This window comes from Allobacillus saliphilus, assembly GCF_018138385.1.
GTDB classification, from domain to species: Bacteria; Bacillota; Bacilli; order Bacillales; family Alkalibacillaceae; genus Allobacillus; species Allobacillus saliphilus.
Genome location: NZ_JAGSIE010000022.1, coordinates 17,292 through 33,324 on the forward strand (window position 1 = coordinate 17,292; position 16,033 = coordinate 33,324).

Consider the following 16,033-nt stretch of genomic DNA (forward strand, 5'->3'; position numbering starts at 1 on the left):
CACCTCCCTTATTCGCTTATTATATCGTAATTCAATTCTCTAGCTGAATTTAATAAATTTCGATAAACTAGTTTGAGTAGGAGGTTTTTACATATGGTTAGAAAAGTTTGGGTTTCTCATAGCGGTGGGAAAGACTCAATGCTCGCCTTACATCGAATGATGAACCAATCAGATATTGAAGTCGTAGGTTTGCTGACGACAATCACTGAAGGATTTGAACGTTCCACTACCCATGGCATCAGGGAAGAACTCATCGATTTACAAGCCGAACTTTTAGGATTACCGATACACAAAGTTTTTTTACCGAAAGATCCATCCAACGAAAATTACAACCTACGAATTTTCGATGCTTATCAAAAAGCACGGGATGAAGGGGTTTCTCACATTGTTTTCGGTGATATTTTACTGAAAGATGTTCGTGATTATCGAGAACAACAAGTACAGGAATCGGGATTAGAAGCGATTTTTCCATTATGGGGCGAATCGACAGATGATTTAATCCATGAATTCACTGGACTTGGTTACGAAACAATCATCACGACAATTGATCCAAAGACTGTGCCAATTACTTTTTTAGGAGAAAAAATAACGACAGATTTATTAGAAGCTCTGCCAGAAAACGTTGATGTATGCGGTGAAAATGGTGAGTTTCATACATTTGTAGTTGGCGGTCCGTTATTTGAGCGACCACTCCCTTATGAGGTTAGTGAACAAACGCATGAAGGACCTTATTATACATATATCGATTTAGTTAGGAGCGAAACAACATGACAGACAAGGATAAAGAAAAATCAAGTTTGATTCCCGATATGGTCATTGGCGTATTGATTGCCATTGCCGTTTGGCTCGTTACCGATAACCTAGTAACTGGAATTGCTATAGGTGTCACGATCGGTGCAGGGCTCAATGTAATTAAAGAAATGAAAAATCGGAGAGACTAGATTCGATACGACGCGATGTGTTTATCAACAGTCAGGAGCACTTTTTCAACAGTTAGGGAGCGGGTATCGACAGCTAGGAAGCCTTTATCAACAGTCAGAGCGCGGGTATCGACAGTCAGAACAACTTTATCAACAGTTAGAGCGCGGGTATCGACAGTTAGGAAGCCTTTATCAACAGTCAGAGCGCGGGTATCGACAGTCAGACCAACTTTATCAACAGTTAGGACGCGCCTATCGACAGTTAGAACGCGGGTATCAACAGTTAGAATAACTTTATCAACAGTCAGCACGCCCTTACCGACAGTTAGAACATATCATACAACCAAATATAAAAGGAAAAATCCCGGCATTGCGCCGGGATTTTCTCATCTTTCTATTAATACATTTCAGAGATTGTTTTTCCTTGTAGGAAGTTATTCAAGTAGTCAGGGCCGCCTGCTTTGGAGTCGGTTCCGGACATCTTGAAGCCTCCGAATGGGTGGTAGCCTACAATGGCTGCTGTACATCCACGGTTAATGTAAAGGTTTCCGACGTGGAAGTCTTCTTTCGCCATTTCAATATGTGTACGGTTGTTGGAGATAATTGCTCCAGTTAGGCCGTACTCTGTATTGTTTGCAATGTCTAACATTTCGTCAAAGTCTTTTGCTTTTGTGAAAGCAACGACTGGTCCGAAGATTTCTTCTTGCATGATGCGAGATTTCGGATCAGCATCTGCAAAGATTGTCGGCTGAATGAAGAAGCCGTTTTTGTCATCTCCCGTACCACCATGTACGAGGCGAGCACCTTCTTCTTTTCCAATTTCAACGTAGTTCAAGATTTTATCGTAGGAAGCTTGATCAATCACGGCACCCATATAGTAGTTTTGCTCGGATGGGTCACCGACATCAAGCTCTTTCGTTAATTCAACACAGCGGTCTAACAACTGATCATAAACGTCTTCATGCGCAACAACTCGAGAACATGCTGAACATTTTTGACCAGAGAAACCGAATGCTGAGTTAACAATCGATTCAGCTGCTAACTCCAAGTCCGCATTGTCATCAACGATAATGGTATCTTTTCCGCCCATTTCTGCTACGACACGTTTTAACCACTCTTGTCCTTCTTGTACGACTGCTGCACGTTCAAAAATACGAGTACCTACTTCACGAGAACCTGTGAAACTAACAAAACGCGTTTTTGGATGCTCGACTAAGTAGTCACCAACTTCTCCTCCTGGTCCAGGTAAGTAGTTGATAATCCCACCTGGAAGTCCTGCTTCTTTTAATGTTTCCATTAACTTGTAAGCAATGACTGGTGTATTACTTGCCGGTTTTAAGATGACAGTATTACCAGTCACCATTGGAGATACAGCCGTTCCAGCCATAATTGCAAATAGGAAGTTCCATGGTGAAATAACAACTCCTGCTCCTAATGGTATATAACTGAAGCGGTTATTTTCAATTGGACGGCTGACGATATCTAGCCCTTTTCCACTATCAATTTCTAGCATTTGTCTTCCGTAATACTCTAAAAAGTCAATACCTTCTGCGATATCTGCATCGGCTTCTTTCCAAGGTTTTCCTGCTTCTTTAATAATCCACGCATTAAATTCGAAACGTCTGCGACGAACGATAGCTGCTGTACGGAAAAGGATATCCGCACGCATTTCAGCAGTGGATTTTCTCCACCATTCGAAATGTTCATTTGCGGATTGAATTGCTTTCTCCGCAAGTTCTTTATTGGCTTTGGAAACTTTTCCGATCACTTCTTCTTTATTACCTGGATTTGTCGAAACGATTTTATCATCTGTATAAATCTCTTCACCGTCGATGAGGAGAGGATACTCTTTGCCAAGCATTTGTTCAACTTGATGGAGCGCTTCTTTCTGCGCTTTCTTATTTTCCTCTAATGAAAAGTCTGTAAACGGTTCATGTCTGAATGGTACTACCATTGAAATCTTCCTCCTCTTAATTTTCTGATATTATAGCGCTTACACACTTATTTTAAATGAAAAGGAGACGGTATTCAATCCTTCTTTTTCGTCTCCCTATCAAAACAGCTATTGATAGATATAAACTTCTGGTTCTTCTTTGTCCGCTTTTCGGTAGACTACACTTTCTTGACGTTCCGGTGACATGACATTCACTTCCACATCGTAATGGTTCGGAAAGTGCTCCTGAACTAACCGATACACATGTTGTGTGAAGCCGATAACTTCTTGTTTGCCATTGAACTCTATTGTTATATCAATTGATAAGTCGTGTAAATTTCCACTATTAAAATAACCCGTACCAATTACACCAATATAATTCGGGAAAAACTCCCCAACATCTCTTTCAAACGCCGTAAAGGCTTCATATTGATCATAATGATCTCGCTCCGCTTTACCAGATGGGAATAGAACGTATTGTTCATTAATGTTTTCCCATTCTCCGATTGTTCGACCATTCGGATCGACAACAGCTTTCGTTAAGTAGTTTCCAGGTGTGATTCCACTTGCCTCATTTTCTTTATACAAAGCAATCAAAATTGGAATATCCGCTAATTCTTCACGGTCTCTCAGTCGGTTGATCACCTTTTCTGCCGCTTCCTTGCCGAACTTCAATAGTTCCGCTTCATCGATTTCTGTGTAAAAAGTCGGTTCACCGATATCTGTTTGGAAAGCATATTCCGATTTCAATACAAGTGCTACCGCGATGCCTCCAAGCTGCATTTGGTCTTCATTGACCCGTTGCAAATAGTTTTGCTCGTGTATATAAGAGAGAATCTGTGGACTATCTTCTTGCATTTCTTTTCTCTTTTCTTTGTCTGCTTCTTTATATTCATCATCGTCCAACGGTGGATTCAATCCAACTTGTATATCCTCAGGGTTCGCATCCTCATTTTCATCTAGATGTTCCTGAACCTCTTCTTTTGTCGGTTGTCTACCGAGATACTCTCCTAACGTATCTTCCGTCAGATATTGTCCCTCTTGAAAAAAGTACTTCTCCGGATCAAAAACATCCTTCGCTTGGCGAATCAACCCTTGTTCAACCTCATCGATATCATACCGATTTTTTACCCGATCGACGATATAACCACGCGCGACACCCGGGACGTAAGGCAAAATGGTTCGATACGTATCTTCTTCTAGCTTGTTGGTCGGAATAATATATCGCTGTTCCTCTTCATCTTCTGTTTCCTGTACAACTTCTTCATCGGTGTTATAGTTTGGTGCACAGCCTGAGACGATTAATAGCGCCAGGCTGAACAGCATCAATCGTTTCATTCTGTCCACTCCCTAAGCATTCAGTGCTTCTAGCATTTGCGCTTCATTCCATATTTCGATGGATAATTCTTTTGCTTTATCCAACTTAGAGCCAGCATCCTCGCCAGCAATCAATAAATCCGTATTTTTACTAACACTTCCAGTTACTTTTCCACCAAGCGATTCGATTTGGCTTTTCGCTTCTCCACGAGACATTTCTGCTAATTTACCAGTTAACACAATTGTTTTATTGGCAAATGGAGAATCCGTAGGCACCTCGATTGCTTCGTGTAAATAATTCATGTTCAAACCTGATTCCTTAAGCCGTTGAATCAATTCTTGTGCTTCTGGTTTTTCAAAATATGTCACGACTGAATCCGCCATTTTTTCTCCAATTTCCGGAACACGCTCAAGCGTTTCACGGTCTGCTGCCATAATTGGATCGATGGATTTAAACTCAGCCGCTAATATGTCCGCCGCTTTACTACCGACAAAGCGAATTCCTAGTCCAAATAGTAAGCGTTCCAGCGAGTTTTCTTTCGATGCCTCAATCGCATTCATTAAATTGGTAACTGACTTTTCACCCATCCGTTCCAACTGAAGTAAATCTTCTTTTTTCAAGTGGTATAAGTCACCGATATTTCGAATAAGCTCATGATCAAATAACTGTTCGATGACTTTTTCTCCTAAACCATCAATGTTCATTGCCGTTCGTGATACAAAATGGATAAGACCTTCTTTTAGTTGCGCCGGACAATTAGGATTCATACATCGCAAAGCGACTTCGCCATCAATTCTCTCCAAATGGCTGTCACACACCGGGCAATTACTAGGCATGCGGAAAATCTGCTCATCACCGTCTCGCTGATCTTCAACGACACGAACGACTTCTGGTATAATATCGCCCGCTTTTTTGATGACCACGGTATCGCCTATTCGGATGTCTTTTTCAATAATTAAATCTTCATTATGCAACGATGCACGCTGTACAGTCGTTCCTGCAACTTGAACAGGTGTCAAAATCGCAGTTGGTGTTACAACACCTGTTCGTCCGACACTGAGTTCGATATCTAGCAAGTCGGTAATAGCTTCTTCGGCAGGAAACTTATAAGCGATCGCCCAACGAGGGCTCTTTGCTGTAAAACCAAGCTCCTCCTGTTGCTGGATTGAATCAACTTTAATGACGATGCCATCAATATCATAGTCCAACTCATTTCGGTGGATTGTCCATTCTTCTGTGTATTCAATAACTTCTTCAATCGTGTCAAATCGCTTCGTTTCTGGGTTTGTTTTAAATCCTAATTCTCTTAAGTATTCCAATCGTTCACTATGCGAAGCTGTCGATGCGGCTTGCCATTCACCGACTGCATATAAAAAGACATCTAAATTACGACGTGCCGCCACTTTCGGATCGAGCTGACGCAATGAACCTGCAGCCGCATTCCGAGGATTTGCGAAAAGTTCAAGCCCCTCTTTTTCCCGATGATCATTCAACGAAAGAAAAGATGGCTTTGGCATGAATACTTCTCCACGAGCTTCAATCGTCACGGGCTCTGTCAAACGAAGGGGAATGCTTTTGACGGTCCGCAGATTATGAGTAATATCTTCTCCCGTTTTCCCGTCACCTCTTGTCGCACCAAGTACGAACGTCCCTTCCTCATAACGTAATGAAACAGCAAGCCCATCAATCTTCAGCTCACATACGTACTGAAAGTCATCGCCGATTTTCCCGCGAACACGTCGATCGAAATCGCGTAGATCTTCAGCATTAAATGCATTGCCAAGACTTAACATCGGCACCGTATGATCAACTTTTCGAAATTCATCTAATGGCTGTCCACCCACTCGTTGGGTCGGTGAGTCATCTGTAATGAGTTCTGGATGTTCTTCTTCCAGCTGAACAAGCTCGTGTAATTTTTGATCATACACTGCATCGGGAACAGTCGGTTGATCCAACACATGATACTCATAATTATATTGATTGAGCTCATTTCGTAACGCTTCAGCTCTCTTTTCTGCTTCGCTCATATCACTCATCCTTTATTCTTTTTCACATGGGTAATCGCTTTATATTTTTTCAATCGGTGCAAACTGGGCGAGTAATCGTTTGATTCCAGTCGGTGCTGGAAATGCGATATCTAACTCCGTATCTTCTCCTTCACCAACTACTTTAACGACCGTACCTTCGCCCCATTTTTTATGTGAGACCTTATCGCCTAATTGGAAGTTCACATCACCTTTTGGCTTTTCTTTAATGACGCGAGATTTTCTTTTCCCTGTCGTACGATTTGGTCTGAAGTCATCGATTGTTGTTCGAAAGCCCGTTTGTTGCGTCGTTTCTTTAACATCCTCTTCAATTAATTCGACCGGAATTTCATCCAAAAAGCGACTTCGCTCATTGTATTGTGTTCGACCGAAAATCGTACGGGACGTAGCATGTGTAATAAATAAATCCTGTTCAGCCCGGGTAATCCCTACGTATGCCAAGCGGCGCTCCTCTTCCATTTCTTCCATATCGAATAACGAGCGTGTATGTGGAAAAATGTTTTCTTCCATTCCGACTAAAAAGACGACTGGAAATTCAAGCCCTTTTGCTGCGTGTAAAGTCATTAATGTAAGCTTATCTTTCGTCTCTTCATCCGTGTTATCCAAATCAGAGATCAATGCTAAGTCTGTCAAAAATGAAATTAACGTTTGATCTTCACTCGTTTCTTCAAATTGCTTTGTAACGGTTTTGAATTCTTCTAAGTTTTCCAAGCGACTTTGTGATTCGATGGAACGATCTTTCATCAGCTCTGCTTCATAGCCTGAGCGAGATAAAACTTGTTCGACCACATCCGTGACATTTAAAAATTCTTGCTGTTGTTGCCAGTCTTCAATCATTTCTCGGAACAGATTCAGCTGATTGGATGCCTTTTTGCTCATGCCTGTAAAATCTGATTCTTTCACCGCATCAAATAACGACAAATCATTGATTTCTGCATGCATTTGCAACTTATCCATCGACGTTTTTCCGATACCCCGTTTCGGCACGTTCACGACACGCTGAAAACTAATATCATCATGCGGGTTTGTTATTAACCGTAAATAAGCGAGTAAGTCTTTAATTTCTTTTCTGTCATAGAACTTTGTCCCACCGACGATTTGGTAAGGAATATCGGACTTCACCAGTACATCCTCTACAGCACGCGACTGCGCATTCGTTCGGTAAAGAATCGCCATTTCTTTATAGCGTGTACCTTTTGTCCGGTTTAACTCTTGTACTTGATCGATGACATAGCGTGCTTCATCCCGCTCATCAAGCGCCTTAAACAATTTAATTTCCGTTCCATCATCGTTTTCTGTCCAAAGATCTTTCGGTTTTCTCGATTGGTTATTTTCAATAACCGTATTCGCAGCTTGTAAAATTTTCTTCGTCGAACGGTAATTTTGTTCAAGTAAGATTACTTTTGCGTTCGGGTAATCTTCTTCAAACGAAAGAATGTTATAAATGTCAGCCCCGCGCCATTTATAAATCGATTGGTCTGAGTCACCTACGACGCATAAATTTTGAAATCGAGCGGCTAACTGTTTCACTAATTCATATTGTGCTTTGTTCGTATCCTGATACTCATCGACGTGAATATATTGAAAACGATTTTGATAATAATGCAGCACTTCTGGATGCTTTTTGAATAAAAAATGAGTTTCCATAATTAAGCTATCAAAATCTAGTGCCTGGTTTTTCTTTAAAATTGTTTCATACGTTTCATATAATTCAGCGATTTTTTCTTCACCATAATCATTTGCTTGCTGCTTCATCACTTTCGGCGTAATTAGCTTATTTTTTGCATCACTGATTGCATACTTGACTGCCTTTGGATTGAACACTTTGGAATCGACGTTATTGATTCGAAAAGCTTCCTTCACTGCCGTTTGTGAATCAGATGCATCATAAATCGCGAAATTACGGTCGATACCTAGTTTATCTCCATCTCTTCGCAAAATCCGAACACAGAGAGAGTGGAACGTCGACATAATAATCTCTCTCGCTTCGTCACCTACAAGTTTCGTAACCCGTTCTTTCATTTCCTTTGCGGCTTTATTTGTAAATGTAATCGCCAAGATATTCATTGGCGCAATGTCTTTTTCTGATAGTAAATAAGCAATCCGGTGAGTCAACACACGTGTTTTCCCACTTCCGGCACCTGCCATGACAAGCAGTGGACCATCTGTATGCTTGACTGCCTTCGCTTGCTCTTTGTTCATTCCTTCAAGGATCTCTTGCATGGATAAACTCATTTATTTCCCACCCTTAATTTTCTCGACTGAATGAACCGCGTGAACGGTTCGCAATGCTGCATTCAAATTTTCATAAATGACATTACCGACAACAACGATATCCGCATGTCGCGCCATATCTCTCGCTTCTGCCTTCGTGGTAATCCCACCACCATAAATCAATAAACTTTGATCGAGTTCTTTACTTACTCGTTCAACAAGCTCTACATCTCCATATGTACCGCTATATTCCAGATAAACGAAAGGAAGATGCATTAAATGTTCAGCAACTTGTGCATAAGCGATGACATCCTCATCCGTTACCTGTTTCGATTCCGTCCATTGATAAGCCTTCGACCCGGGATTCAACATAATATAGCCTTCCGCTTTCAACTCTTCCCATTCAATGAACTCACCGTATTCCTTGACGGCTTGCTGGTGGTAGTCAATTAACCAGTTCGGATTTTCTGTATTCAACACCATTGGAATAAAATAAAAGTCGTAGCCAGGTGTAATAGCTGACAAATTAGACACTTCCAAAATACATGTCACCTGATAACGACGAATTCTCGCCAACAAATAAAGTACTTGATCGAGTGTCACATCATCCGTGCCACCTACAATTACTGCGTCTGTACCCGACTCACAAATCTTTTCCAATGCATCATCATCGATTGGTTTATTCGGATCTAATTTAAAAATGTGTCGCCACATTCGGTAATCTTCAATCATTCGACATACGCCTCCAAAATTGCATACCTTTACCTCACTTATTATAGCAGAAACAAGGGGGGTCTTTCACCGATTGTTCTTAAGCAATTTGGATTAATTTGATGGTGTTCCACTCCCTCTACACAATTTTGTTGAGAAAAAAATTTTGTTATGCTACGATGTTCTCAGGAAATATGCATATCAACCCACGAAGAAGGACCAATAGTAACCAATCACCTCTGCAACAAGCGATTCAGGGACGGTGCAAGCCTGAAGCAAGGATTGGCGAAAAGGCAGTCTGGAGTGTAATTTTGAAAGCGGACATGATTGTTTCATGTCAAGCAGGGTGGAACCGCGAGAGTACATCTCGTCCCTGGGCAGTAAATGCCCTGTGGACGAGATTTTTTCATGTAACAGACATTATTAAGGAGGCTATATACATGGCAAAGAATATGGAACAGCTTGTCAATCATGCGAAACACCGAGGGTTCGTATTCCAAGGATCTGAGATTTATGGTGGATTAGCCAACACATGGGATTATGGTCCATTAGGTGTTGAAGTAAAACGTAATTTGAAAGATGCTTGGTGGAAAAAGTTTGTTCAAGAGCAGCCGAACATGGTCGGCTTGGATGCTTCCATTTTAATGAACCCAAAAACGTGGGAAGCTTCCGGACACCTAAACAATTTCAATGACCCGATGATCGATTGTAAAGAATGTAAGTCACGCCACCGCGCAGACCATTTAATCGAAAATCATTTTGAAGCGAAAGGCGAAGAACGTGTCGTCGATGGCTTGCCTTTTGACGAATTGCAGAAAATCATTCAAGAAGAAGGAATTACTTGCCCGAATTGCGGCTCTAATGACTTTACGGATATCCGTCAATTCAACTTGATGTTTAAAACCTATCAAGGTGTAACAGAAGACTCCTCTGATGAAATCTTTATGCGTCCTGAAACAGCACAAGGAATTTTTGTGAACTTCAAAAATGTTCAGCGTTCGATGCGTAAAAAAGTTCCATTCGGAATTGCACAAATCGGTAAAAGTTTCCGTAATGAAATTACACCAGGAAACTTTACGTTCCGCACGAGAGAATTTGAGCAAATGGAGATTGAATTTTTCTGTAAACCTGGCGAAGAAAAAGAGTGGTTTGACTATTGGTTGGACTTCAGCCATAACTGGCTGACAAATCTCGGTCTCAATAAAGAATTGATTCGACGCCGTGAACACGACGAAGATGAATTATCTCACTACAGTAATGAAACAACCGATCTAGAATACCTTTTCCCATTCGGATGGGGTGAGCTATGGGGAATCGCATCTCGTACGGACTATGACTTAACACAGCACGCCGAACATTCCGGCGAAAACTTTGAATACATCGATCAAGAAACAAATGAGCGTTATATCCCTTACGTCATTGAGCCATCATTAGGAGCAGACCGTCTGGCACTTGCTTTCCTAGCCGATGCATATAAGGAAGAAGAACTTGAAGATGGAACAACACGTACCGTGATGAATTTCCATCCAGCAATCGCACCATATAAAGCGGCAATCTTCCCATTGTCCAAGAAACTTTCTGAAGAAGCGCAAGAAGTATTCCGCGACTTAGCAACAGAGTTCATGGTTGACTATGACGAATCCGGTTCAATCGGAAAACGTTACCGTCGTCACGATGAAGTTGGTACACCGTATTGCATCACATACGACTTTGATTCAAAAGAAGACGGTCAAGTTACAGTGCGCGACCGCGATACAATGGAACAAACAAGAATGCCAATCAGCGAACTAAAATCCTTTTTAGCTGACAAAATGAAATATTAATATGGAAATGACACCAAGCGTTGACTTGGTGTCATTTTTTGTGGCTATGGCTGGGTTACGGAGAGTCTATTCGACGATAGAGCGAAAAAATTTTGGCCTACCGTCGATTAGAGAGCGTCTATTCTACGATAGAGCAATAAAATTTCGGCCTTCCGTCGATTAGAAGGCGTCTATTCTACGATAGAGCGGTAAAATTTGAGCCTTCCGTCGATTAGAGGGCTGCTATTCAACGATAGAGCGGTAAAATTGGTACCGTCAATAAGTTTGTGTAAAAAAGTAGGGTGATCCTTAGGAGGGTTATTTCCCCTCCTCACTTTCGGTCTGAGATCCATAACGGTCCTCAAACATGTCGCGCAGTTCAGGACCTGCGATTTTGAACCCACTGAGTTTGCGTGTAGACCATTTGGTGTTGCATTCATCTGAAACCATATAAATCACCTTTTCCACTGCTTCTTCGGAAGGAAGGCTGTTCATCGTTTTTAGACGTTTCTTGAATTCCTTCATGGTGCGCTCGATGATGTTTGTCGTGTAAATCAGTGGACGGATAGAGGAAGGGTAGTTCAGGAACGTCGTCAGGACGTTGAAGTCCTCCCTCCAGGACTTGGTGATCTTCGGATATTTCTTCTGCCAGTTTTCACAGAAGGCACCAAGCTGTTTTTCAGCTTCTTCATTACTTTTAGATTGATAGATAGCTTTCATGTCTTCACTGATCGCTGAACGATCCTTCTGTCGAACTTTGTTCAGCGTGTTCCGTACTTTGTGAACGACACAACGTTGCACATCAGCTTTCGGATAGATAGCTTTCATCGCTTCTTCCAGGCCTGGAAGACCGTCGAAAATACCGAGAAGCACTTCTTCACAGCCACGACGGTAGATATCGGAGAGAACTTCCTCCCAGCCGAGGGAACTTTCCTGGCCACCGACATAGAAGCCGAGAATCTCACGATAGCCGTCTTCCGTGACACCAATGACGACGTATACGACTTCGTTCGCTACATCATCCCGGCGCAACTTCAGATAGGTGCCATCGAGATAAAGAACGGCATATCTTTTCTGAAGAGGACGCTCCTGCCAGGCACGGATATCTTCCATCAACACATCGGTGATGTTACTGATGGTGCCTGGGGCGTAAGCGTGGCCGAGAATGCGCTCGAGGAAGTTTCCGATTTCACGCGTACTCATGCCTTTCTGATACATCGTGATGATTGTTTCTCCCAGCCACCGTTCATAACGCTGATAGGGTTGGAATACTTCAGTCTGAAATGCATTTTCTCGATCGCGTGGCACCTGTAGATCTTCGATACGCCCGTATTTCGTGTCCAATTGACGACCGTAACTGCCGTTCTTATAGTTTTTTAGTTCAGGATTCTCTTCGAAGAATTGATTCATTTCTTCCTTCATGATTGTTTCCAACTTCTCCTGGACGAAAGAGCGGACTAATTCGTCCAATTGATTTTCGAGGTTGTTTTGTCCTATACTTGTAGACATGAGGTAGGGCCTCTCCCTTCATGAGTTGATTTCGTTGTTTACTCTGAGGATACCCTACCTCTTTTTTTGTCTTCAAGAGTTTTACACAAACTATTGTACGTCATCGTAAAATTCGGGACTACCGTCGATTAGAGGGCTGCTATTCAACGATAGAGCGGTAAAATTCGGGACTACCGTCGATTAGAGAGTGTCTATTCGACGATAGAGCAATAAAATTTCGGCCTACCGTTGAATAGAAGGCTTCTATTCTACGATAGAGCAATAAAATTTGAGCCTTCCGTCGAATAGAGAGCTTCTATTCTACGATAGAGCGGTAAAATTTGGGCCTATCGTCGATTAGAGAGCTTCTATTCTACGATAGAGCGGTAAAATTCGGGACTACCGTCGATTAGAGGACTTCTATTCTACGATAGAGCGGTAAAATTCGGGCCTAACGTCGATTAGAGAGCGTCTATTCAACGATAGAGCAATAAAATTTCGGCCTACCGTCGATTAGCAAACTACTATCCAAGTGTAGCTGTCAAGCTATCCTTTTTTAGTATTTTTCCCTTAAATATATTTTATTGCAAGTACTGTAAAAATGATGTTGCAATAAGGAAATAAATGACGATACTAACCATATCGTTCAATGTCGTTATAAAAGGCCCTGACGCAACGGCGGGATCAATATTTAATTTGTTAATAATAATCGGAATGACACATCCGATAAATGTCGCAAAACCTAGTGCGAGAAAAACCGAGCCGCCGACGATGAAGGCCAGTGGCCAATTTCCATTATAGAAAATCGGAATGACGATAAGCAATACCGCGGCAGAGCAAATACCGATCATGAAACCTGCGGATAACTCACGCAAAATAATTTTCCAGACACCTTTTTTCACATCGTCATTTGAAATACTTCTAACAATGACTGCTAGTGTCTGTGTCCCCGTGTTTCCTGCAGCACCCATCACTAAAGGAATAAACGCAGATAACATCACAACTTCTTGTAACGTACTTTCGAAAAAGCTAATGATCTGTGCTGTAATCATCCCAATCAGCAATAATCCCATAATCCACGGCGCTCTTTTTTTCGCAGCAATCAACGCAGATAATTCAATACCTAATGCACCTCTGGATGCAGCGAATTCACCTAAGTCCTCTGTCGCTTCTTCTTCTACGACATCCATGATTTCGTCGACCATAATAATTCCTAATAAATGACGATCATCATCAACAACAGGAATGGCAATCAAGTCATAGTCTTTCGTCAGTTTTGCAATATCTTCCTGGTCCTTGTCTTGCACGACTTGGATGACTTCTTCTTTCATAATTTCTTCTAACGTCTTCGTTGACTCCCCCGCCAACAAGTGGCGCAAGGATACAACACCTACTAATTTATGTTCATCATTTTCGACGTAGACATAGTAAATCGTCTCCGCTTCATCAGCAAATTCTCGCAATTTCTCGATTGCCTGCTCAACTGTCAAACTTTTATTTAACGAAACGAACTCTGTTGTCATTAACGCTCCAGCTGTACCTTCCTCATGTTTCATCAGTTGCATTGCCGTCCGCGCTTGTTCAGCATCCATTTGATCAATCGTTTGATGAATGAAATGCTCTGGCAAGCGGTTAAATAAATCGGCTAACCGATTCGTTGACATCGCTGAAAAAACATCAGCCTGGTACGTGTCATCTAACTCTTGAACTTTTTCTACCTGATCCTTCAGTTTCAATTTCTGAAAGATTGCAGCGAATTCTCTTGCTGACAAAGCTTGATATACTTTTTTTCGTAATGAAGGGTTTTGTAATTGTTCAAACCAGGTCATCTGATTATATGGATGTAACCGTAACAATTCATGTCTAAATGACTCAATATCATCGTTTTCAAGATATTCATCTAACTTTTTATAAGAACGATGTGCAGAGATTGCACTCAATAATAAAAACATAACGATTCACCTCAACGATCCAATCTATCTAATGGATTACCCGAAGTTTTGTCGTTTGAACCCCTGACAGAATGAACATGTTAGAATAAAAGAAACAAAAACGAGGAGCATTCCGATGAAACTACACTATTTATTGGCAGTCGGGTTAGGAGGCGCTGTAGGAAGCAGCTTTCGTTACATGGTCGGCCGCTTACTAACAGACACACCAGCTATAGCCACTTTATCCGTCAATATTCTTGGAAGTTTTCTATTAGGGGTTATCACAGCTTATTTTATAAGGCACCCTGAAAAACACACCTTCCAATTATTATTAGGAACTGGGTTTTGTGGTGGATTTACAACAATGTCTACAGTAGCACTCGATTTTTTCAGATTCATTGATAGCGCGCAATATATTTACTTGGCCGCTTATTCGTCAGCTACTTTAATCGGAGGAATCCTCGCTGCTCTGATCGGATTTAAATGGATGGAAAAGAAGGTGACAAAATGATCCACGTCATGATCGGTGGAGCGTTTGGTGCAATCACCCGGTATGTGCTCTCTTTATTATTTTCTAAAACCACTGTATTTCCTTGGGGAACGTTCACCATTAATTTAATTGGATCTTTTTTATTAGGAATCGTCATCGCCACTATGTCTAGTGAGTCTATACTCTTATTCGGCACTGGTTTTCTCGGAGCCTTCACAACATTCTCGACATTCAGTGTTGAAACTATGGAGATGCTTCGGGGAAAAAAGTATGTAACTGCGATTATTTATATCGCAAGCAGCTTTATTGGTATAGGCATTTGTTTTTCAGTTGGATATGTGTTGGTTGGGTAAAATGGTGATGATGAGACGAGTTATCGATGACATTTTGTGATGCGGTGACACTCGTTCGTGTATTGAGACAAGGTCTCGACGACAGTTCACGATGCCACGGCGTTCATTCGAGTGTTGAGATCACTTATCGACGACATTTGGCGAGGCTACAGAGCTCATTCATGTATTGAGACGGCTTCTCGATGACATTTCCCGAAGCCACAGCGTTCATTCGGGTATTGAGGCGGCTCCTCGATGACATTTCCCGAGGTCACGGCGTTCATTTGTGTATTGAGACGACCTCTCTACGACATTTCGTCATGCAACGGTGCTCATTCGGGTATTGAGACAAGGTCTCGACGACATTTCACGATGCCGTCCCGTTAATTCGTGTGTTGAGACCACCTCTCGATGACAGTTCGCGTTGCCGCAGCACTCATTCACGCGTTGATCATCCAATCCTTCCCTATTTTAGATACAAAAATCCGCTCCCTAAAACAGAAAACGGATTTTCCACTCATTTATTTTTCTTCTTTTTCATCTGCGTAAATTCTACCGAATACCATTTCGTATCCTTCACTGCCGTAATTCAAGCTTCGTTTCACTCGTGAAATTGTAGCAGTTGAGGCATTTGTTTCTTCCTCAATTCGTTGATACGTATGGCCTTCACGAAGCATACGAGCAACATCCATTCGTTGAGCTAGGGCTTGGATCTCATTGACTGTTGCTACGTCGTCGAAAAACTTATAACATTCCTCGACGTCTTTCAGTGCAAGAATTCCTTTAAAAAATTGATCCAATTCTTTCCCGCGCAATTTATCGATTTGCATGTAAAACCCTCCTCCAGGT

The 16,033-nt window shown here is 41.7% G+C and carries 14 protein-coding genes; 5 read left to right on the forward strand and 9 right to left on the reverse strand.

Annotation, left to right across the window (positions count from 1 at the left end):
* Positions 1–93: 93 nt before the first annotated feature.
* On the forward strand, positions 94–771 hold the full coding sequence (locus KC820_RS07760; RefSeq protein ID WP_212370033.1) for a Dph6-related ATP pyrophosphatase: 678 nt from the start codon (positions 94–96) through the stop codon (positions 769–771).
* Complete coding sequence (locus tag KC820_RS07765; RefSeq protein WP_212370037.1) at positions 768–941, forward strand: septum formation initiator; 174 nt, start codon at positions 768–770, stop codon at positions 939–941. The genes KC820_RS07760 and KC820_RS07765 overlap by 4 nt, the downstream gene beginning before the upstream one ends.
* On the opposite strand, the gene KC820_RS07770 is transcribed toward KC820_RS07765, so the two are convergent.
* The 6 genes from KC820_RS07770 to pcrB form a co-directional block, all read right to left on the reverse strand.
* Positions 938–1,231, reverse strand: coding sequence for a hypothetical protein (locus tag KC820_RS07770; RefSeq protein ID WP_212370040.1), 294 nt, complete (start codon positions 1,229–1,231; stop codon positions 938–940). The genes KC820_RS07765 and KC820_RS07770 overlap by 4 nt on opposite strands.
* Positions 1,232–1,317: 86 nt before the next feature.
* Positions 1,318–2,874, reverse strand: a complete 1,557-nt coding sequence (gene pruA, locus KC820_RS07775) for an L-glutamate gamma-semialdehyde dehydrogenase (RefSeq protein ID WP_212370043.1) — start codon at positions 2,872–2,874, stop codon at positions 1,318–1,320.
* A 108-nt stretch (positions 2,875–2,982) separates the two neighbouring features.
* The gene (locus KC820_RS07780; RefSeq protein ID WP_212370046.1) at positions 2,983–4,191 is read right to left on the reverse strand and encodes a CamS family sex pheromone protein; all 1,209 of its coding nucleotides are present in this window, start codon (positions 4,189–4,191) and stop codon (positions 2,983–2,985) included.
* A 12-nt stretch (positions 4,192–4,203) separates the two neighbouring features.
* Positions 4,204–6,207 carry an NAD-dependent DNA ligase LigA gene (gene ligA / locus KC820_RS07785; protein ID WP_377862678.1) on the reverse strand — a complete coding sequence of 668 codons (2,004 nt, stop codon included), beginning with the start codon at positions 6,205–6,207 and terminating at the stop codon, positions 4,204–4,206.
* A gap of 30 nt (positions 6,208–6,237) precedes the next feature.
* Positions 6,238–8,451 carry a DNA helicase PcrA gene (pcrA, locus tag KC820_RS07790; protein ID WP_212370050.1) on the reverse strand — a complete coding sequence of 738 codons (2,214 nt, stop codon included), beginning with the start codon at positions 8,449–8,451 and terminating at the stop codon, positions 6,238–6,240.
* Entirely contained in the window at positions 8,452–9,162 is a 711-nt protein-coding gene (gene pcrB, locus KC820_RS07795) for a heptaprenylglyceryl phosphate synthase (RefSeq protein ID WP_236782571.1), read from the reverse strand.
* Positions 9,163–9,581: 419 nt separating this feature from the next.
* Here pcrB and KC820_RS07800 point away from each other — a divergent pair, with 419 nt between their 5' ends.
* Complete coding sequence (locus tag KC820_RS07800; RefSeq protein WP_212370052.1) at positions 9,582–10,964, forward strand: glycine--tRNA ligase; 1,383 nt, start codon at positions 9,582–9,584, stop codon at positions 10,962–10,964.
* 297 nt (positions 10,965–11,261) lie between these two features.
* Here the strand turns inward: KC820_RS07800 and KC820_RS07805 are convergent, their stop codons facing one another.
* Positions 11,262–12,452: an IS256 family transposase gene (locus tag KC820_RS07805; protein WP_212370054.1), complete on the reverse strand. Its 1,191-nt coding sequence runs from the start codon at positions 12,450–12,452 to the stop codon at positions 11,262–11,264.
* Between the two features lie 560 nt (positions 12,453–13,012).
* Positions 13,013–14,383, reverse strand: coding sequence for a magnesium transporter (mgtE, locus tag KC820_RS07810; protein WP_212370056.1), 1,371 nt, complete (start codon positions 14,381–14,383; stop codon positions 13,013–13,015).
* Between the two features lie 115 nt (positions 14,384–14,498).
* On the opposite strand from mgtE, the gene KC820_RS07815 reads away from it, so the two are divergent.
* The gene (locus tag KC820_RS07815) at positions 14,499–14,873 is read left to right on the forward strand and encodes a fluoride efflux transporter FluC (RefSeq protein WP_212370058.1); all 375 of its coding nucleotides are present in this window, start codon (positions 14,499–14,501) and stop codon (positions 14,871–14,873) included.
* A complete protein-coding gene (gene crcB / locus KC820_RS07820; protein ID WP_236782572.1) occupies positions 14,846–15,205 on the forward strand; it encodes a fluoride efflux transporter CrcB in 360 nt (119 codons plus the stop codon). The genes KC820_RS07815 and crcB overlap by 28 nt, the downstream gene beginning before the upstream one ends.
* Positions 15,206–15,705: 500 nt before the next feature.
* Here crcB and KC820_RS07825 read toward each other — a convergent pair whose 3' ends face one another.
* Positions 15,706–16,014 (reverse strand): YerC/YecD family TrpR-related protein, encoded by a 309-nt coding sequence (locus tag KC820_RS07825; RefSeq protein ID WP_144089004.1) that lies wholly within the window; start codon positions 16,012–16,014, stop codon positions 15,706–15,708.
* Between the last annotated feature and the right edge of the window lie 19 nt (positions 16,015–16,033).